The 19,810-nt window shown below is 66.1% G+C and carries 12 protein-coding genes; 5 read left to right on the top strand and 7 right to left on the bottom strand.

What is annotated here, in order from left to right:
- Positions 1–44: 44 nt before the first annotated feature.
- Genes CWT12_RS11355 through CWT12_RS11335 form a run of 5 tightly spaced genes read right to left on the bottom strand, consistent with a single transcriptional unit; the run spans position 45 to position 8,609 of the window.
- Entirely contained in the window at positions 45–2,237 is a 2,193-nt protein-coding gene (locus tag CWT12_RS11355; protein WP_161924888.1) for a TIGR03986 family type III CRISPR-associated RAMP protein, read from the bottom strand.
- Positions 2,230–2,757, bottom strand: coding sequence for a hypothetical protein (locus tag CWT12_RS11350; RefSeq protein ID WP_161924887.1), 528 nt, complete (start codon positions 2,755–2,757; stop codon positions 2,230–2,232). Before CWT12_RS11350 ends, CWT12_RS11355 begins: the two co-directional genes overlap by 8 nt.
- The gene (locus tag CWT12_RS11345; RefSeq protein ID WP_161924886.1) at positions 2,750–4,447 is read right to left on the bottom strand and encodes an RAMP superfamily CRISPR-associated protein; all 1,698 of its coding nucleotides are present in this window, start codon (positions 4,445–4,447) and stop codon (positions 2,750–2,752) included. Before CWT12_RS11345 ends, CWT12_RS11350 begins: the two co-directional genes overlap by 8 nt.
- Positions 4,444–6,543: an RAMP superfamily CRISPR-associated protein gene (locus CWT12_RS11340; protein WP_161924885.1), complete on the bottom strand. Its 2,100-nt coding sequence runs from the start codon at positions 6,541–6,543 to the stop codon at positions 4,444–4,446. Before CWT12_RS11340 ends, CWT12_RS11345 begins: the two co-directional genes overlap by 4 nt.
- Entirely contained in the window at positions 6,540–8,609 is a 2,070-nt protein-coding gene (locus CWT12_RS11335; protein WP_161924884.1) for a hypothetical protein, read from the bottom strand. The genes CWT12_RS11340 and CWT12_RS11335 overlap by 4 nt, the downstream gene beginning before the upstream one ends.
- Positions 8,610–8,857: 248 nt before the next feature.
- On the opposite strand from CWT12_RS11335, the gene CWT12_RS11330 reads away from it, so the two are divergent.
- The 3 genes from CWT12_RS11330 to CWT12_RS11320 are packed head-to-tail and all read left to right on the top strand — an operon-like array spanning position 8,858 to position 13,355.
- Positions 8,858–11,245 carry a hypothetical protein gene (locus CWT12_RS11330; protein WP_161924883.1) on the top strand — a complete coding sequence of 796 codons (2,388 nt, stop codon included), beginning with the start codon at positions 8,858–8,860 and terminating at the stop codon, positions 11,243–11,245.
- Entirely contained in the window at positions 11,242–11,691 is a 450-nt protein-coding gene (locus CWT12_RS11325; protein WP_237564169.1) for a hypothetical protein, read from the top strand. Before CWT12_RS11330 ends, CWT12_RS11325 begins: the two co-directional genes overlap by 4 nt.
- Positions 11,688–13,355 carry a hypothetical protein gene (locus CWT12_RS11320; protein ID WP_161924882.1) on the top strand — a complete coding sequence of 556 codons (1,668 nt, stop codon included), beginning with the start codon at positions 11,688–11,690 and terminating at the stop codon, positions 13,353–13,355. Before CWT12_RS11325 ends, CWT12_RS11320 begins: the two co-directional genes overlap by 4 nt.
- A 984-nt stretch (positions 13,356–14,339) precedes the next feature.
- On the opposite strand, the gene CWT12_RS11315 is transcribed toward CWT12_RS11320, so the two are convergent.
- Positions 14,340–14,669, bottom strand: a complete 330-nt coding sequence (locus CWT12_RS11315) for a hypothetical protein (protein WP_161924881.1) — start codon at positions 14,667–14,669, stop codon at positions 14,340–14,342.
- 639 nt (positions 14,670–15,308) lie between these two features.
- Positions 15,309–16,514 carry a C40 family peptidase gene (locus tag CWT12_RS11310; RefSeq protein ID WP_161924880.1) on the bottom strand — a complete coding sequence of 402 codons (1,206 nt, stop codon included), beginning with the start codon at positions 16,512–16,514 and terminating at the stop codon, positions 15,309–15,311.
- Between the two features lie 394 nt (positions 16,515–16,908).
- On the opposite strand from CWT12_RS11310, the gene ftsH reads away from it, so the two are divergent.
- Both ftsH and folE read left to right on the top strand, forming a co-directional pair.
- Positions 16,909–19,170 (top strand): ATP-dependent zinc metalloprotease FtsH, encoded by a 2,262-nt coding sequence (ftsH, locus tag CWT12_RS11305; RefSeq protein ID WP_161924879.1) that lies wholly within the window; start codon positions 16,909–16,911, stop codon positions 19,168–19,170.
- Positions 19,167–19,745, top strand: a complete 579-nt coding sequence (folE, locus tag CWT12_RS11300) for a GTP cyclohydrolase I FolE (RefSeq protein WP_161924878.1) — start codon at positions 19,167–19,169, stop codon at positions 19,743–19,745. Before ftsH ends, folE begins: the two co-directional genes overlap by 4 nt.
- Positions 19,746–19,810 lie beyond the last annotated feature (65 nt).

The raw sequence follows: 19,810 nt of genomic DNA, 5'->3' as shown, positions 1-19,810 counted from the left end.
CGGCCTCTGCTTGAGTGCGCCGGCGGGCTGTTTCTTTATTGAGGCTAGCCGACGCGGATAGGTTTGGCAGAGTGTGGGCCGAACATATCGCGAGGCCCGATTCCCTTTTCGGGATGGGGCTCACCTGTACCTCCGTCACTCTGGTTGTTCTCCCTGTTCTCGTCAATAGTCATGTGCCGGACCTCAATGTCGTCGGCATAGCCGTAGGCTGCACGCTGCATCGCCGCTACCCATGGTGTCTTGTTGAGGTTCGATGCATGGGACAGCGTGAAGTTGCTTGGTTCCGCGACCGGGTCATCGAGGCCCAGGCACCCGCTGAGAGTCGCATAGGAGTCGGACAGGCCGGCGCCCCGACGCGCACGCAGGCCGCCTTCGGCGATGCGAACCTCCAATACCCCAAGACCGAAGGGCTTGGCGAGGCCCATTCGAAGGTAGCCGCACTTGGAGCGGTCAGAGTCCTGTTCCGACTCGGGAACCAGGTTTTCCGGGGTGAGGACCCAAATGAGAGCGGCAAGCTCATCGTGGCTCAGGTTGGTGAAGGACACGGTACACCGCAGCACGCTGCCGACTTCTACCCACGACTTCGCGGTGAGCTGCACATTCGCGTTGTGCTGCTCGCGGCCGTTCATCACCGCCGGCGCTGTGGCCTGCTTGGGGAACTTCCGCGAGTCGAGCACGTTGCGGTGGACCGGATACGCAGCCGCCCCCAGCAGCTGCCCGGGGGAGAAGTACTCCGACCGCTTGATTGGGCTCTGTCCCCCCTCAGCTACGGGTGTGCTGCCACCGGGAGCGGTCAGGAAGCGGCGAGCCGATCCTGGTTTGGGCTCGAGTAGAGGCGTAAGGGTTTTGTGGTCGCGGCTGATCCTGGCTCTGGAACCATCAACCTTCCCTACGGATACGCGCCCGCGCATGGCTACATCGCCTCGAACAGCGTTTTCCTGAGGATAGGGCACGACATACCCGAAGAGTCGGTCCGCGGCGGAGGCCTCCTCAGCTGTTGACAGCGGAGCTGCGCCCTGTGCTTGTGCGAGCCGGAAGGGACTCTTGCGATAGGCATGGCGTCCGATCATCGTCGGCACGATCTCGAGCACAACAGGCCCGGGGCCGCTGTCGTCCACCACCGCGAAGGCAAGGTCGTCCACTTTGAGGGCCGCCGCCGACGAATCCTGCTGGGCGGCTCGGGTCGCCCGGTTGGGCTCGTGGCGCTTCCGTGGGCTGTCCTGCGTCCGCTGGTAAACATAGCTTCGTACCACAGCTGCGTAAGCCTTACAGACATCGGATTCGATGGTGACCTTCTTCGGTCCCTGACGCGAAACATCGAAGAAGAACCGTTCGTCGTGTTTCTTGGAGAACAGCTGGTTCGGCCTCATGCCATCCGGGGCGGTACGGCATACGTAGCCCTCGACATTATACAAGTGGTCGATGACGGTTACCGTACTAGGGATTTTGAACAGCGGTATCTCGCCCGTGTCAGTGATGATGTGGGTTACCTGCCAGTAGGCGTAGCGCGCACCCTCGGCGCGGTCCCCGTGTAAGCATAGCGAGAGGTGGCAGCGGATACGCTTGCGGTGCGGCGTCATCGCCGTGAGTCGCTGGGTGCTTACGATTAGGTTCGCTGGTCCCACCGTGTCGCCTTGGAGCGTGGCCGCACGCATAGTGGGGTAGCGTCGGTTCCGGTCGTCGCGATAGTCGTTCTTCACCAACGTATCCCCGTAGAACAGCTCACATACGAAACCGTCTTCCTGCTTCTCGCAGATACGGATAGGCACCAGCCTGAGCGCACTGGCGGCGTCACCCCGGTATGTCAGCGGTGCGGTGTCCGCCTCGCTGTCGGGCATACCCGCGGCTTTGCCGGGCAAATCGCTGAACACGCGGAAGCGTGAGCAGGTAAGGGTCTCGTATGCGCGGGAGAGCATGCCTTTGACCATGGTGGGAGGTACGCGCACCGTGCCGTCGTCGTTCTTGGGAAGATCCACGAAGCTGCGTTTCTCCTTCTTGCCGCCCGGAAGCAAGGTCTCCTCGGTAGCTTGCTCCCCGAACACCAGCGGCGTGCGCACCGTCATCTCCAGATCGATCGACCCGGACCAGTGATCTGACTCAAGGTGGTCGTGGCCCCGGGCGGCCCGGTCACTGAAGAGGTCCCTTGAGAAAACTCTTTTGTCAGCCAGGCCAGCCGCCTTTTTGCGCAGCAGCGGGATGCGGTTGACAGCGGAGTGGAAGTCACCGAACTCAGCCATTGAAGCTCCACCTTCCGGTCATGATCTCGTCAATGAACACCGTGTTCCCGTAGGTGGACTCCTCGGTGAAGACCTCGATGCTGGTCATGGTGTCCGAGCCCTTGAAGGGTGCGTCGGCGCCGTGCTGCAAGTAGCTGTTCCTCCGGTACCAGCATGGTGTGGCGTCGTGGGCGTCTTCGGTTGCCGTGTATACGGCGAGCTTTACGCCGCCTGTTCCGTTCAGCCAGCGCAGCTCACGGGCCAGAAGCGCCGTGTCGTCGCTGGTGTCCACCGACCACAGACGCAGTTCATAGACGGTGCCGGGGTCAACCTCGCTTCCGTCGGTGTTCCGGAGTCTCGTACTCCCCGCCACGCCATGTACCCCGCGCAGCGCGCAGGCGCCCACGGTCGTGTACGCGATGCCCTGCCAGCCGGTGCCGGTCGCCTCGGACAGAACCGCGGCGAGAGAACCGTCCCCGCATGAGGAGCTCGTGATCCACCCGCGCCGTAGCGGCGGGTAGTTGGGACTGTGCTCAGGCATGAGAGATCTCCTTGTCGGTCTTCTCCGAGCGTTCAGGCGGTTCGGCTAGATAACTGGACCAGCCCTCCCAGCCCTCGTCGGCGTCTGGGCTGGCGGCGATGTCGATCCCGCGCAGTTCGGCGAGGATGCCGCGCGCGAGGGATTCGGAGTCGTTGTCCTTGGCGGTCAGGTTCCACCCGGGAATGAGTGAGCTGCCCGTTTTCACCCGCACCGCGGATACGCCCACCTGCCCCATGCCGCGGGTGCCGCGGCTGCCCAGGGGCAGGGTCCCGGTAATCAGCTCAGCGAGCACCAGGCCCAGCAGGCACCACGCCGCCTTCCGGCGGTCATCGCTCCCAGGCAGGGCATCGGCGTCGAGCTCAAGCACGATGTCATTCCAGTCGGCGTTGTCGTACACCATCTCGTGGTACAAGGCGCCGTCCGCGGCGCCGCCGGTCCAGCGGTCCCCGGCGTTGTGGGTCACCTCGCGTCCGGTACCGTCGCTGGAGGCAACGGTGTCCAGCACCGTCAGTGCGCCGCGGTGCTCGGGTGAACCGAATAGGTCGCGCACCAGGGTCGGGTCATGAGCCAACTGCTTGTGGACATCCCAGTTCTGCCAGCTCTCCTCCTCCGGCCGCTTGACGGCAAGTACCGTACGAGCGATACGCGACGCGCGTGACCTCAGGGCCCCGCGCACCGATGAGCCGGGAAGTACCAGCGTGTCTTCTTCTCCCGGTCCCGTGCGGAGCGGCTTGACCAAATTCTTCCGTTGTTCGTCATTCTTCCGTTGTTCGTCGTCGTCATCCTCGGAAGGCGTCTCAGCCACAAGGATGCCGGTGGGGCTGTCCCAGGTGATGGTGATTCTGACCAGGCCGGATGGGGCGATACTCGCTGGCTCAAGCGGGAAGCGTTGCCCCTCTGAAGGCTGAAGCCAGCCCAACAGGGCGTCTTTGCTCGCCAGGGGAGTCTTCACCAGGGTCCACGGTCTTCCCGATGTAGGCGGACCCGATGTACTCGACTTCGTCTCGTCCAGTCGTACTCTGCCCCAGCCGGCGCTCCTGCGCCCGCCGAAGGCTATGCGCTCCTGTGCGAACAGGGCGATGATGAGTGCGAACAGTCGCTCCACAGTGGCTTCCGGGTCCTTCAACTTGTTCGCGCTCTCGGATGGAGCATTGCCGGTTGACGCGCTCGGGTCCCCCGCGCCGTCCAGCGTCCCGACCTGTGCGGTAATGACCAGCTCCAGGGACTTGCCCGTCGGCACATACTCGTGCTGGAACAGGGCCGTATCCCCGGCCGTGCCCCAGTAACGGTCGACGGCGATGCCCGTGCGGGTGATCAGCGGGTCTTTCGTGTCCTGGTCCTTCTTCGGTTTGCGCTCGCGCTCAGCCACCTCGTTCAAGTCGATGGAGCGGAAGGTCAGGGCGCCTGCTCGGTTGTCCTCGGCCAGTCCCTGAAGGAAATCAAGATCGGCAAGCGTGAGCCCGGCGTCGCTGTGGTTCTTCACGTACTTGCGGCACGCCGCCCATACGGCGCCCTTGACCGAACGGCCGGTGATAATCGGGTGTTCACGCCCGTCGCGGACGAAGCGCCGCGGCACGGACTTGCGCTCCTCCTTTGAGCGGGTGTGATCGACGAACTCGTCGATCCCGCCCGAATGCAGCGGTGAAGCCGTCCGCAGCCGAATCGTCAGTTCGTAGCGGGTGATGCTCATGCCTGCCCCTCCTCGTGGTCGCCGGAGGCGCTGTCCGCATCAGCGCGTTCTGCTTGTGTTTGTGTGCCGTTCAGGAAGTCCGCTCGGTGAAGTTCCGCCAAGTGGATCTGTGCTTCTTTGAGCACCCAGTGGTCGATGACGAACCGCCCATACCCCTGCGCGGTCAACTCTCCGACGCCGATGACAGACAGCTCCGTCAGCCGTCGGAGAACCGCCGCGGAGTCCACACCCTCTGCGGGCACCACCCGCAGCACCGAACCGGCCGAGATGGCGGTCCGAGTCGCGCGCGGCTGGTGTTCGGCCGCCGACCACGAGTCCACGCGCTTATGTCGGACTCCGGCGGTGAATGCGCCCTCCGGCGGCGACGCCGTGGACTGCTGCGCATTGCGCTCACCCACCAGTGCGACAGGGGCGCCGGCGCGGCTGAAGGCCCGCAGGAGATCCTCAATGCTGCCTCCGGGACCGAGCTGAGGTGAACGCACTAGCACGTCAGAGGTGAACCAGAGCGTGAATGCGGGATCTCCCGCACGCGAAGCCGGGTCTGCTTCATCGAAGTCTGACAGCTTGCACTGTGCGCACCCATAGGTGCCGCTCAGGCGCCGCGACCCGAGCCGGGCCTCAACCTCGTCGGGGAATGCCGCGGCCAGAAGCGGCCTGATCCGGTCGAAAAGCCTGTCCGACACAGTTACGGTGGCGCGCATGCGCAGTCCCGCGGGGAGCGCCCTGACCAGGAAGAGCTGGCCGCTGCGCGCCCCGCCGGTGGCAGGATCGTGGGCGGTCGACTGCCTGCCTACGAGTGCCGGCGCCCCGAAGCAGCCGACGACGTTGTCAGGGGCTTCGGGGCGGTCGGCCGGAACAAACACGTAACCCGCGCGCAGCGGCTTGTGCACATCCTCCGGCTCGCCGGCGAGCAGCCGGTTCGTGATCGCGATGGGCTTATGGGAGCCGTCCGGTGTGCTTGCGTTACCCGCAGGGCTGGTGCGGGGCGGGTTCTTCGGACGGGACAGCACCAGCGGTACCGGCATCCCCTGCAGGGACTCACCCTCCGCGCCAGCAATCACAGCAGTGGCGTCGGAGACCAGCAGGTCACCCGCGACGACGGCGTCGCGCACAAGCGCGTCCTCCGGCGCAGCGGCCCGCAGGCGCCTGTGAACCCAAGGCAGCAGTACGGTCCCGCGTAGGAAGTCCAGGGAACGCACCTCATTGGACAGGGGCACCTCGTAGGACACGACCGGGGTCAGTAGCTGGATGTCGAGCGTGGCCGTGAAGAAACGGCTGGGAGCAGGTGGTGCCGCCTCGTCGCCGGATGCGGAAGCGTGAGGGATCTCCGGAGCCCGAGCCTTGCCGTCTGCCCGGGGAACGGAGGGCACCTCAACCCGCTCGGACTTCAACTGCCCTTGGCACCACGTCTTGACGGTCTCAAGGGTCGGCCGCTCGGCGGGCGGGTACGCCTTCTGCGGATCACCGATCAGGACGTCGCAGACGCCGTCGCCGTCGGACCGGTTCGAGCCGATGCCGCGCACTAGCAGCCCGGCCAGGCTAAGGACCAGTCGCGCGGCGTCAATCTGACTGTCCTTCCAGACCAGCGGCCGCCCCTGAGGATCGAAGTCTGCGAGCACGACCTTTCCATCGAGTTCGCCTGCGGCGGCGCGCTCGAAGAAACGCAGGTGGTCCTCTTTGGCCGTGCCCGTGTCCTCGTCAATGGATAGCGACACCACCTCGTGGACCGCGTCTTCCGGGGTGACGTCGTCGGGGAGCCGGGCGTCAGTGAAACCTACTAGGCGCGGGTCCTTGGCGTTGCCGAATAGTCGGGTGACGAAGGCGTGCCAGGTGGGGCGGTCGGTTGAGGCCGCCGCGGAACCGGCCGCCGCGTCTTGGTCGAGGGCAGCGGCGACAACGAAGGCCTGCTCGCGAATCACACCGGCCAGGACGGTTCCGCGCACAATTGGCAGGCCGCGATCGTCCTTCTCCACGACGGCGTCGACGCCGCCAGCGATCCCGGCACCGGTGGATACGCCCCAATCGGATTTGAAGACCACGCGCAGCGGGAAGCTGACGGGTGAGTGGGACGATGGGAAAACGCTCGTGGTGCTCATGCCTGAGCCTCCTCGGACTGCTGGCTGGCGGATTCGGGGGCTCGGCTCGATGTCTCACCAAGTTGCTCGGCAAGGTAGCGTTTAGGCAGCAGGTCGGACAGCTCGAGCAGATCGAACAGGCCGTTGGTTCCGCCGATTGCCTCGACGTGCTTGCCCAGGGCCTGTTTGGCAGAGCTCCATTCCTCCTCTGCACGCTTCTTGAGCTCGTCCCGAAGAATCGTCTCTCCCCTGAGCTGGGCCTGGGCGGCGTCGGACAGGAACCTGCGGATGCGCGTGGCCCTGGTCCGGGGAAAGCGGGTCTCGCCGCTTTTCTCGTCCTCCTCGGTAAGTCCGTTGAACTTGTTCACCCGTTCGCACACCTCCACCCAGTCCGGGTGCTGCGCCGCCGAGGTTCCCGCCGGCCGGGCCGGGTCGGGGTTCAGCAGGAAGGGGCGGGTGGTGAAGCTCTTGTAGGCGCTGAGGACTTCGTCGGCGTCCAGGACGGTCGTGTCGAAAAGGACGTGGTAGGTCAGGGTGGAGATTGCGGGAACCTGCGCCTTGCCCACTCGCTTGGCCGACTCAACCAGCCGTTCGGCCAGGTCGTAGGCGATGTGGAAGGGGAAGTTGCGGCGGACTACGGCAACGCCGGCGGCTGCCGTCATCGGGCCCGGCGTGTACTCGGGCTGATCGTCGCCCGGAGCGGCACCCCGGTCGACTCCGTGCAGGTACTTCAGGAGCGGATCAGAGGCTGTCTTCTCCTCGAAGTGCTTCAGGAATGAGGTTGTGAAGGGTATTGCGTAGTCGCCGCTGGTGATCACCGTGACGTCGTCGCCACCGAGGATCACGGGTACGACCGGGACCACGGTGAAGTCGAGTTGCTGGGCGCGCTTGTCACGCTGTGCCCAGCGCGCGACGTCGAACCAGGCATCGGCGAACGCGGAAGTCACGACGCCGTCCAACCGTGTGCTAACGCCAAGTATGAAGCGGCGGACCGCATCGGGGTCGTCCGGGTGGCAGCCGACTGAGGACTCGAACTCCTTGACGCCGACACAGCTCTTTGCGATCTCTAAGTTTCGCATGATGGCGCCGATGCCGTTGCCGTCAATGTGTATGACGGCAACCTTGGAAAGCTTGGTGATGTTGACGAGGTCGTCCGGCTCGATCTCGCGGTCAACGACCTCCGTGTCTTGGAAGACCTCCTCAATGGCGCGAAGCGAATAGTCTGCGTTGTCAGCGGCGGTGTCGGTGTCTACGTCGTCGGTGGAATCGTCGGGGACTGTGTCCTCGTCCTCGTCTATCAGGAACGTCTGCATGAGGTCGTGCTTGAGCTGTTCCTGGAGCTCCTTGTACTTGTTCTCAAGCTGGGTCGGATCGCGGACGAGTCGGCCCTCGTCCCTGTCCTCCTCCAGGCCGGGCTTGGTTCCGACTGCGCGCTCGATCAGTGCCTTACGTGCCCGGTAAGCCTCGTAGCGCTTGACCCGGGAGGGCAGTGAGTAAGCGGTTATGAGGTCTTGTTTGGCCTCGTCCGCAAGACCGTTTGGAAGGAACGTGTTCAGGGGTGGTGCAGCTGGCAGCGCCGAGTCTCGCGCGCGTGCGAGAAAGGGGACCTGGGAGAAGCGGGAGCCTGCCGGGAGGCGCTCGAGCGCGTATCTACTCGCCTCCGAATGAAGTGTCCTCAGCAGTGCTTCGTCCACGTGCGTAGCCTCGCCCATGTCAATGAAGACACCGGATATGTCGATGCCAGGCGCCTGGGCGAGCGCCGTGCGGGTGACGTGGCCGATGACGGCCTTGGCCTGCTGGGGTGTGTCCACCATGAAGATGACCTTGCCCGAGGCGCGGGAGACCCACAGAGAGCTGAAGTGTGAGGGGCTGGTGGCATCCCGGGGAGGTGACGGTTTAGGCCTTGCCTGCTTCTTGGGCTCGTGGGACTCCGCCCACGCCTGCCTGACGTGGGTTTCTCGTAGCGCCTTGTCTGTCCACGCCTTGAGCCGCACCAGCTGCGCCGACGCCCCGATGTTCTCCCGCAGGCGCGGGGAGGAGAAGATGTAGTTCTGATTCCCGTTGGTCTCGATCATGACGAGCTGCATGGGGATCCTCTCGGGGCGGGACGGAGCGGGACAGGACGGGGCGGATGCCGGGACGCGTGTAGTCTGCCATGGTGGCGTGAGGTGCGACACGCTTTTGAGGTGGGCTCCTAACAATAGGTCTTCGTGCCTGTTCTGCTGACGCCGACCGGGACTTGGGGGCAGACTCGGGGCAGTGGAGCTCCGCCGTCCCCGAGGCGGACTCACCCGGGAAGGAAGCGACCCCTTCAGGCGGTCAGAGAGGACCTGACATGACCCTGCTCGTTCACATCGTCGGTGAAGGCGATTTAGGGAGCGATATCCTGAGACTCAAGGGGGAACAGCGCCAGCAAGCCAGGTGTACCGGCGTCGCAACGCTGCAGAATGCCGCAGCGGGCGGTGCGGGGTACGAGGCCGTCGGCCTCCTGCTCCGCGGTGCGGTGGCTGAAGAGCTTGAGAGTCGGTTCGCGTGGACGCCGCTGGCCCTGGAACTGGGAGCGATCCAGGACGAGGGTCACGAGGGGCAAGTACGCGTGCTGTTGCTCGGTAGCAGTTCCGGCTACGGGGCCACGGCAGACATTGCCGAGGCCCTTGCTTCGCTTCTGGAGCGTGACGAGATCAGAGCGGCTCTGCATAAACGGTACGGGCTAGAAGTCATAGCGGAGCTTCACGCCGACGGCGACTTGAACGAACAGGTAGGCCGCGGAGACCTCACCAGCTGGGTCGAGGCGGCGCACGGCACTGCTGTGGACCGCCCCGTCGTGGTGTCCATGATCGGCGGGGCAACCATGATGTGCCTGAGCGCCATGGGAGTGGTCGACCAACTCGGCTACGACTGGCGTCTGGCGGTTGCCGGGAGTCCTGACGACGCCGAGGCGCGCCTGATCCGTCGCGGCCACCACGGCAACGCCCCCTTCTACTGGTTGCGCGCCTTGGGCTACCTGGAACAAGCCGCTCAGTGGGCTCGGCAGCACGGCCGAGAGGAACTGATCGACGAGGAACACACGCGGCTACTTCGTGATCTCCAGGCGGTGCTCGGCGGCGCGGGGCAGGAGAGGGGAGAGGTGTTGGCCGCGGCCACCGATGAGCAGCTTGCTTCGTTGGTGGCGGTGGAGATGACCCGGGCGGACAACGGCGCGGGTCTGGCCGTGCGCGCCTGGGTGGAGAAGCACTATGAGGCCCTGCTGGCCGAGGAGAACGCAGGGCGCGCCCAGGATGATCAGATCGGTAGCGTGTTCAAGCGCTTGCCGGGCAAGGAACTGGGCAAGGTGCTGGGCCTGGTCCGCGATGAGCAGCTGGACCAGGGCTCCACCTCGGCCGCGTGGCTTCTCACAACAGGTGATCGCCTGCGGCCGGTTGGCAACCGCGCCGTCCACGATGCCGCGGCGCCGACGGTGTCCGACTTGGCCACCGTCCAACAGGTTCCTGACCTGTGGAGACGAGTACCCTCCTGGATGCACTGGCCCGGTCAGGGGCGGGTCCTGTACATCTGTAACATCGGCACCGACTATCGCCCGTCGTCGGTAATTGAGCGCGTCATGGATGCCGGGCCGGACCAGGAGCTCAAGCGCGCTGTCCCCGGGGGAATGCTGGAAGACGGGAGCGTGGGCGAGGTGGATTTCCTGCTGCTGCACTCTGCGGATCCAGGCTCCAAACAGACCGCGGTCAAGACCTGTGCGTCCGTTCTGCTGACCACGCCGAAGGACGGCATGGTTGCCTCCGGGGTAGACATTATTGACTACGGGGGTGTCAGCAGAGATCAGTTCCTCGCCGTTGAGGAGACGTCGCGGAAGGTCGCCAGAATTGTCCGTGATGTACTGGAGACCAAGCGGCCTTCCGCCGTCGCCGTCGTCGGGCTGGGGCAGAAGGGCGCCGTCATCGGGGCGCTGGAAGCCGCTCAGGACTGGTGTGCCGAGCACGCAGTCCCGCTGTTCGTGCAGACCTCGGTTCAGCCGGGGCAGAACATCAAGCGGTCGGGAATGCAGTTCCACCGTATCGCTCTGCACAACGACGCCGAGGCGGCACTGCGCGAGGCGGCGGCCGCAAGCCTTTCCAGTCTCAACCTGCTCAGTGCAGTGCGGGTGCTCAGCGCCGGCGACCAGGACATGGATGTGTGGGCCCAGGCGTGTGATGAGTTGCGCAAGGAGTACCTGGCGGCGGTCAACGCCAAGGATCCCGATGCGCATGCGGGCGTACTGCTGTCCGTCATGGATACGGTCCATGAACTCTGTCTGGAAACCGAGGGGGATGTCGATCCACACCTGGTGGTTGTTGCAGCCGAGGCGGTCGACTTCCCGCGACGGCGCATGAAGGCCGCCGAAACGCTGTTTCGAGAGCGTTACGCGTGGCAGGACGTCAAGGTGTACACGGCACGGAGGCATGGAGTGGAGGCATGTAGTCGCGGAGACCTGTTGCGGCTTCTGTACGAGGTCAGGAATGAAGTGCGTCTCACTCACGGAGACAGGCAGGTCGATGAGGCGGTGCGGGAGGTGATGCGCAACAGGTTCGTCGACGTCGATGATGACTTCGGCTATGCAGACCTGCTTGAGCAAGCCATCAAGTCGGTGAAGGCCGGCCCCGGGAATCTGACCACCGGTCTTGACGAGTCGTGGGCCGAGCGGTTCCGGGCGCTGCGGAACTGGGCGGAGGCGCGCGCATGACACCCGCAAAGCCCCTCACCCTGGTTAACCTCACCCCGCACGAGGTGATCCTGCACCTTGAGGGCGGGCCGCTGCGGCTGCCGGGGGCCGACGTCGTGCCCCGGCTGCTGCTGTCGGACGGACGGCAGGAGACGCTGACCGTCTACGACCCCGAGCACCCCGGCGAGGCGACCGGTGCGCGGGAGGTACCCATCGTCGTCGGCGCCACCTGGCTCGGAATCGACCCGCCCCTGCCCGCGCCCGAGCCCGGCACGGTCTACGTCACCAGCCGGGTGGTGGCGGAGCACTTCCCGCAGCGCACCGACCTGGTCTGGCCCGATGACCTGATCCGGGACGCCGATGGGCAGGTGGTCGGTGCTCGCCGCCTGGGGTGCCTGCCGCGACCGGTCGACGCCGCTGTGGGCGGTGGCGATGTGGGTCCTGGTTGGGACGAGGGGGACCGATGACCGAAGAGCGGGAACGTCCGGCCACGGTAGGGGCTGACTCGAGTCGGCCGCCGCGCACCGGCTTCATCCACTTGAAGGACCCCGATGAGATGCGCATGGTCTTCTTTTGGAGACTCGAGGTCTGCGCGCCGTGGGAGACAGTGTTCTCGGGGTGGACCGACGGGCCGCTGTCGTTTCGGGTTGTAGTGCCGTCTGGGCGGCAGATCACGGCGAACCGCAAGGTGCGCGCAGATTACTTCCATCATGAGGTCGCATCCCGGTTGCTTTCGCCGGATCAACGACGCTCATTGATATTGCGGCAGTACGGGGAATACCGTTATTCGGGTGACGACGCACAAGGCGACGCGATGCTTCGTGTCGATGGTCTTGAGGTCTTGCGATTCGCGGACGATGATGACTCCGACTCCGCGATTCTTGTAGTTCATGCGATTGTGCGGGACCCGGATCTCTTGCGCGCTGACCTGGCCTATGGTGAGGGTGGTGGCCTGCCCAAGCTGGGGAAAATGCTTAACGGTCTGCTCCAGTCGGAAGATGTATGCGATTCCAACAAGGTGGCGCTCGCCTGCGAGTCGACGGGCGGCAGCACGGAAATCGCCTCTCCATTGCGCACCTTGACTTGGATTCCACTGAGCCTAGGTGAAGCCTGGTTTCCGCGCTTCGGGGAGACTGCAGAAGAATTGGGCAGCCGCATGGGTGTTGGGGTCTCGGCGGAGGTTGTCGATGAGCTTCGCCGGTCTACGGCCGGCGCCCCTGCACGACGGCGACTGCCGGAGGCGGTGCTTGCCGCGAGCGGGTGGTGCTGGGGCGAATTGGCCTACCAGAGTGGCATCGAGCTAAGCGGGGGACCCTATGCGATGGCGCGGAGGAATACTCATCTGCTTTCACAAAGTTGGGCTGTGACCGTGTGGGAGCGTGGCGTCGCCTACATGCCTCGGCAGAAGGATGAGTTTATCCTTGAGGCATTGCTGCGGACCTGTTCCATCAATGTTGACGTGTGCCTGATGATACTGCTGAACGAGTTGAATGTGCGGCTTCTGTCCAGGAGGTTGGCAGATACGGCGCAGCGGTTGCGCGCGCTGCGGAAACGGCGTCATGGCTCGAGCGATGCGATCCGTCAGGAAGGGGGTGAGGGGCAGCGTGGCGAGGAGGATGCCCTTATCGAGGAGGCCATTGACCTTGATAGTGATGCTGTCGCATTCCTTGCCTCAGAATGGCGCACCGACATCACTAGGCACATGCAGGCGGATCTGATTCTGTCCTGGATGCAGGACGTCGGGGGGCTTGATCGTGGAGTACAGCAGGTTGTTGAGCAGGCCCGCCTGCTTAGGGAGAGCGTGCAGACGCTGATTGAGCGCCAGGAGCACGTCGCTGACAAGGAGCGGCAGGCGCGCGACCGCAGGTGGGAGGAGATGGAGCGTGAGCGGCAGGAATCTGCGCATGTCTTGGAGCGGGCCGTGGGCATACTGGCTTTCGTCGGGCTGCCGCTGTCGGTCGTGCTTGAAGTTTGGTCGAACCTGTACGACGGAGGCCCGCGGCTACATGGGGCGATCGGGTTCATGGTGGGCCTCGGGATGATTCTTCTTGCCCTGGTGGTGGCCTGGGTGCTGTATCTGGTTTTCGGCCGCAAGAAGCGCTCGGGCCAGGGGCGTGGTCGTGGCCGCTGACGTCGCCGAGACCGGTGACGAGTGCGCACGTTGCTGGTTGCGGGAGCGGGGTGTAGGCATGCGGCGCGAGCGGCGGGGCCGTGCATTATTAGTGGTGCCAATGGGTTGTGTGTGACCAGTGGTGCGGTGGTGGGCGCTGTGAGAGGGTCACAATTCGGTCTACGATACAAAGTTTGATACATTTTGACCTCGACTTTTCCGCATGACTTCGTTGAAAGTTGGTGGCTGGAGGGGCCTTGGGGAGTGTCGGTGGCGCTTGGCTTGTTCTCAACGAAAGGTGGTAGTTTTGGCCTGGTGCCAGTCGGTCTCGTGGGGTGCTTGCGGGGCCGGTGGCGATCTCGAGCCTGGAAGTGGTGGTATGGCGCGGTTTCCAGGGGTAGGGGTCGGGAAGCACCTTGCACCTCAAGGTGCATTAAGACTCGAGCGCCTTTGACGGCGGCGAGGATGTCAACGGTGGTCAGGAAGCACCTCGCACCTCAAGGTGCATTAAGACTTGATGAAGCGCTGGCGCACTAGCTTGATGTCTGCGCGTCAGGAAGCACCTCGCACCTCAAGGTGCATTAAGACTCAAGCGCGCCAGCGTCGTGGCACAGGACGTGCTCACGTCAGGTGGCACACCGCGCTTTCAGGTGTGTGCAGGCTCCTCGGGGAGGGGTGCTGCGCGGCGGCCGTCGTGGGGTGGTGTCAAAATTGATGACAAACGCCTTCCGCGTGCGCCAGTCACGATTCGGAGGCCGCATGATTCCAACGATTTGTCCGCAGCTGCGGACGTCGTCGACAGCGTTTGTCATCGATTTTGACACCCTCGGCCGGTGCCCGGCGGATTCCGCGGCCGCAGCGAGCCGCGCGCATAGATGCCCCGCACCGCATGAATAACCCCGTATGTTCCCGTTCGGGCGGAACCCATGGCGGGGTGTTGCTGGATTACGGGGAAGGCCACTCGGCCGCGTTCGCAGGCTCGCCCTCGGGGCGGGTGCGCTAAGGCTAGGCGGTTGCAGGGTCCGCGTCGCGGCGACTGCGGATCATCGCGATGTATTCCAGCGCCTTGGCGGATAAATGACGGTAGGTGTGCCACTCGTCGTCGGCGAAGGCGTGTGCATCGTGCTCGACCTCGGCCATGGCTTCGTCGCTCAGGTCGATACCTCGCTGGGCGCATGCAGCAAGAATATTGACGGCTCCGATGAAAGGTTCGCCGCCGCGGAACTCCCCGAGATCGCCGGTCTCCAATGTGCGGTCAAGCTTGGGGAGTGCCTCTTCGAGGAACGGCCAGTACTCGGGCGCCGCGAGCCCGGACTGCGCAGTGATTTTCATCAAAACGCCACTATATCAGTGGCTCGCCGTGTTTCTGCATGCGCCTTGGTATTCACGAGGCACGGCTGCGGCTCACCGGATACGGTGAAGGCACGCCGGGCAAGGCGGTGGTTTAGCGGGAGCCGTGGTGGTTGGTAGTTCGTCAGGTGCGGTGGGGATTCGGGCGTTGACCCGACGGCTCGTGCCGTCGGGTCGGCGATTCGATACGTGTTGCGCGGGGTAGGCGTACAGGGCATCGTCGTCCCAGCGAATCGTTGGCGATGGCCGTGTTGGCGGCCGCGGGGACCGGGTTGGTCGTGCGCGCTGGTGCGCCCCGCGGGACGGTTCGGCACCGCGCGCAACGGTGGGGAGTCGTCCCCGAGCTCGGGAATCGCCCCCGTGAACCACGCCCGTAAGGTGCGCGGATCATCTGCGTGCGTGGGGTCGAGGCCGTGCGGACCGTGACCCACGCGTGTGAGGCGCGCAAGCACGTTAGTGGCGGCAAGGCCCTGGAGCCTCGCCGCCACCCACGGTGAATATGCGGTTGTCTGCGCGGCTTCCCGCGTGTGCTATGCGGCCGGCCATTGGGGCAGCCGCAGGCCGGCCATTGGGGCAGCCGCACAGCCGAGCCGCACAACCCAGCCCGGCAGGCGTGCCGACCTCTCAGCGGTTCATCCAGGTGCGGTGATCCTCGATCGGGCGGGAGTAGTGCCGGTTGGGCGGCACCGGAGTAACCCCCCGGACGGCGCCCGAGTTCGTGTTGCCGGTGGTTCCGCCCTGCGTGGAGTTCTGGCCTCCAGCGGCAGTGGGTGCGGGGACGGCTGCGGTAGGCGTGGTGCTCCCGCCGGTCGACTCGGTCGTCTGGCCTTGGGCGGTAGCAGATCCGCTCGGGGCGTCGACGCCGGCGTCGGTCCCGCCGGTCGTCCCCTGCCCGGTCCCGCCGGTCGTGCCCTGCCCGGTGCTGGTTTCCGTGGCCTGCCCGGTGTTGGCGGCCTCGGTGGTGAAGCTCGGGCGGGCCACAAAGGACAGGTCCTGCTTGAGCACCGGGTTCAAGGTGGTGATGTTGACGCCGTCGCCGGTGCCCGTGGAGTGGATCAGCATGCCGTCGCCCATGTAGATGGCGGCGTGGTAGACATTGCCGAAGTAGGTGGCCTCGGTGCCGGAGCGCACCTGGTCGATGCGGCCCTCCGGGTCCTGCTCGGAGAAGAACAGGATGTCGCCGCGCTCAAAGGTGTCGCCGGCGTCGCCCGTCTCCAGCCACAGGTCCCCGTGGGCGTAGAACCAGCTGGCCAGGTTATTGGCGCGCCAGATCTTGGAGGTGCTGGGGTCCACCCCGAAGTCGACGGCGTAGCCCACCTGCGTGTTCTCATCGGCCACGTACGTGGTGTGGTCGTAGTCCCAGCCCAGCAGCACCATGCTGACGAAGGTCGAGCAGGTCACGCCGTAGGGTGCGGTGGTGCTTGAGTGGACAACCGTCCCGGTCAGCGGAGTGGGGCGGCTGGAGTCCCAAATGAGCTGGCTGCCGGCGTCGTAGAAGCTCTGGGCCCGGGACAACAGGTCCTCGACGGCGGCCGAGTCGGTCGCGCGCGTGGGCGCGGTGGGCAGCCCCTGCGGCACCGCATAGCTGTCATCCGCCAGGGGGACGGCGATGTTGCCCTCAATGCCGTCGGGGAGGGTATCGGAGATGGAGTAGCTCATGCCCGCGCCGTCGTCGGCGAACTCGTCGCCCGCGGTGTAGACGGTCCCGGACAGCCCGGAGGCGGACATCAGGTCAGAGGTGGTATCGAACTGGACGGCGGCTTGGGCCGGGGCCACTGGCAGGGCGGCGGCGATAGAAAGCGCGGCAGCGGCGGCCGCGGACGCTCCCACCGCGGTAGGGGCACATCGGCGCAATGATTTGATCGGCGACAATATTCAGGGTCTCCTGCGTCTTGGCAACGGGTTTCACTGCGGTGCGGGCCGTTCCCCGGAATCAGGGACCGGGCCGACGCAGTCATCGGGGACGTGCCCTTCCGGACTCAGGTCCCAGACCGACCGAGCACGTAACCGACACGTTAGACGACTCGAGGGGGGCTTTGCCAACCCTTTACCGCCGCCAGTGTCCTCGACTTGGTCACATTGCGGACTCACAGGCGGCGTGGAACCCGCGCCGCGCACCGGTCCCTGCCCACGCCCGGCGCGAACACGGGTGGAAGCGGGCGGAACGCGTCGGTGGTTTCCGCTAGCGTCGGAGCGCATAGACGTGCGAAGGGACCAAAAGCCGATGAACGATTCCGGTCAGATCCGGGTGACGGAGCGCTCCGCGAAGCAGGGCGGCCGCGGGGACAAGGGCGGCTCCAAGCAGGGCGGCTCCAAGCAGAATGGCGGGCGGCGTCGGGCGGCGCTGGGTAACCCGCTGCTCTGGATCGCCCCCTTTGTGCTGCTGGTGGTGCTGGGGTGGGCCCTGCTGAGCTCCATCAGCGGTTACCGCGCCATCGACACCTCGGAGGGCCTCGCCCTTCTGCAGGATCAGCCCGAGACCATCGAGTCCATTACCGTCATCGACGGCACCCAGCGCGTGGAGCTGGACCTGACCCAGGACTACACCAAGCAGCCCCGGCAGGAGGGGGAGAGCGCCCGGGACCTCGGCCGCCGCGTCCAGTTCACCTACACCGAGGCCCAGGCCGGGCAGGTGAACCGGCTGGTCCAGGCCGCCGACCCCTCCGGCGGCTACAACTCGGTTGTGCCCACCACCACCTGGTGGTCCTCCCTGCTGCAGCTGGTGCTGCCCATGGTGGTGTTCATCGGCTTCATGTGGTGGCTCATCGGCCGCATGAGCGGGGACCGCAGCGGCGCCCTGGGCTTCGGCCGCTCCAAGGCGAAGGTCGGCAGCAAGGAGATGCCGGATGTCACCTTTGACGACGTCGCCGGGGAGGACGAGGCCGTCGAGGAGCTGGAGGAGATCCGCGAGTTCCTCTCCGAGCCCCAGAAGTTCCAGGCCGTAGGCGCCAAGATCCCCAAGGGCGTGCTGCTGTACGGCCCGCCCGGAACCGGCAAGACCCTGCTGGCCCGCGCCGTCGCCGGCGAGGCCGGGGTGCCCTTCTTCTCCATGTCTGGCTCGGAGTTCGTGGAGATGTTCGTGGGCGTGGGCGCCTCCCGCGTGCGGGACCTGTTCGAGCAGGCCAAGGCCAATGCCCCCGCGATTATCTTCGTGGACGAGATCGACGCCGTCGGCCGCCACCGCGGCTCCGGCATGGGCGGCGGGCATGACGAGCGCGAGCAGACCCTGAACCAGCTGCTGGTGGAGATGGATGGATTCGACGCCACCACCAACGTCATCCTGATCGCCGCCACCAACCGGCCCGACGTCCTGGACCCGGCCCTGCTACGCCCGGGCCGCTTCGACCGGCAGGTCTCCGTGGAGGCCCCGGACATGGCCGGCCGCGCCGCCATCCTGCGCGTACACGCCAAGGGCAAGCCCATGACCCGCGACGTCGACCTGGACCAGGTGGCCAAGCGCACCCCCGGCTTCACCGGCGCCGACCTGGCCAACGTCCTCAACGAGGCGGCGCTGCTCACGGCCCGCTCCAACGCCCAGCTGATTGACAACCGGGCCCTGGACGAGGCCATCGACCGCGTCATCGCCGGCCCGCAGAAGCGCACCCGCGTCATGAATGACCACGAGAAGGCCGTCACCGCCTACCACGAGGCCGGCCACGCCCTGTGCGCGGCGGCCAGCGCCTACTCCGACCCGGTCACCAAGGTCACCATCCTGCCGCGCGGCAAGGCCCTGGGCTACACCATGGTGATGCCCGCGGACGACAAGTACTCCACCACCCGCAACGAGCTGCTCGACCAGCTGGTTTACGCCATGGGCGGGCGCGCCGCGGAGGAGATCGTCTTCCGCGACCCCACCACCGGCGCCTCCAACGACATTGAGAAGGCCACCGCCACCGCCCGCAAGATGGTCACCGACTACGGCATGACCCGCTCCGTGGGCGCCGTGCGCCTGGGCACCACCGAGAATGAGACGGTCCTGGGCCTGAACGCCACCAGCCGCGACTTCTCCGAGGACGTTGCCGCCACGGTCGACGCCGAGGTGCGTGCCCTCATGGACGCCGCCCACCGGGAGGCCTGGGAGATCCTGGTGCGCAACCGGCACGTGCTGGAGGACCTGGCCACGCAGCTGCTGGAGAAGGAGACACTGCTGGAGAAGGACCTGGAGCAGATCTTCGCCCCGGTCATCAAGCAGCCGCGCCGCCCCCTGTGGCAGTCCGACGACGCCCTGGTCCTGGGTGAGGACGTGACCGGCACTTTCACCGCCGCCGCGCAGGCCCCTGACCGTCACGCGGCCAAGGCCGCCGCCCAGCTCACGCAGGCGCAGGGACCCGACGCCGCCGAGCCCGCCGAAGCCGCCCCGGCCGCGACCGGAGCGCAGCCCGCGCCGGGGCCCGACGCCGTCGGCCCCGACTCGGCGGACGCGCCGCAGGACGCGGGAGGCGCCTCTCCGGACGCCGATCGCCAAGAGGAGTGGCGGCAGTGGTGAGCGCCGCCTACGACGCCGACGGCGTGCGGCGCGCCATCCGGGACCTGCTGACCGCCGTCGGGGAGGACCCCGACCGTGACGGGCTGCGTGAGACCCCGGACCGCATCGCCCGCGCCCTGGAGGAGATGTTCTCCGGGCTCGGGCAGGATCCGGCCCGCCACCTGGAGACGGTGTTCGACGCCGACCACCAGGAGATGGTGCTGGTACGGGACATTCCCCTGTACTCGGTGTGCGAGCACCACCTGCTGCCCTTCCACGGGGTCGCGCACGTCGGCTACATCCCGGGCGAGGACGGCCGCGTCACGGGCCTGAGCAAGCTCGCCCGCCTGGTGGAGGGCTACGCGCGCCGTCCGCAGGTGCAGGAGCGGCTCACCTCCCAGATCGCCGACGCCATGGTGGAGCGGCTGGGCGTGCGCGGCGTGATCGTGGTGATCGAGGCCGAGCACCTGTGCATGTCCATGCGCGGCGTACACAAGCCCGGCGCCAACACCATCACCAGCGCGGTGCGCGGTGCGATGCGGAACGCCGCCACCCGTGCCGAGGCCATGAGCCTGGTGCTGGGTAGCCGCGCCTGAGCGGCCGTATTCGATCTCGTTGCCCCCGAAATCCGGGGGAACTGGGCGGTGTCCTATAGCCTGGG

The organism is Actinomyces sp. 432, assembly GCF_009930875.1.
GTDB lineage: Bacteria > Actinomycetota > Actinomycetes > Actinomycetales > Actinomycetaceae > Actinomyces.
This window is presented reverse-complemented; position numbering and strand designations above follow the sequence as displayed.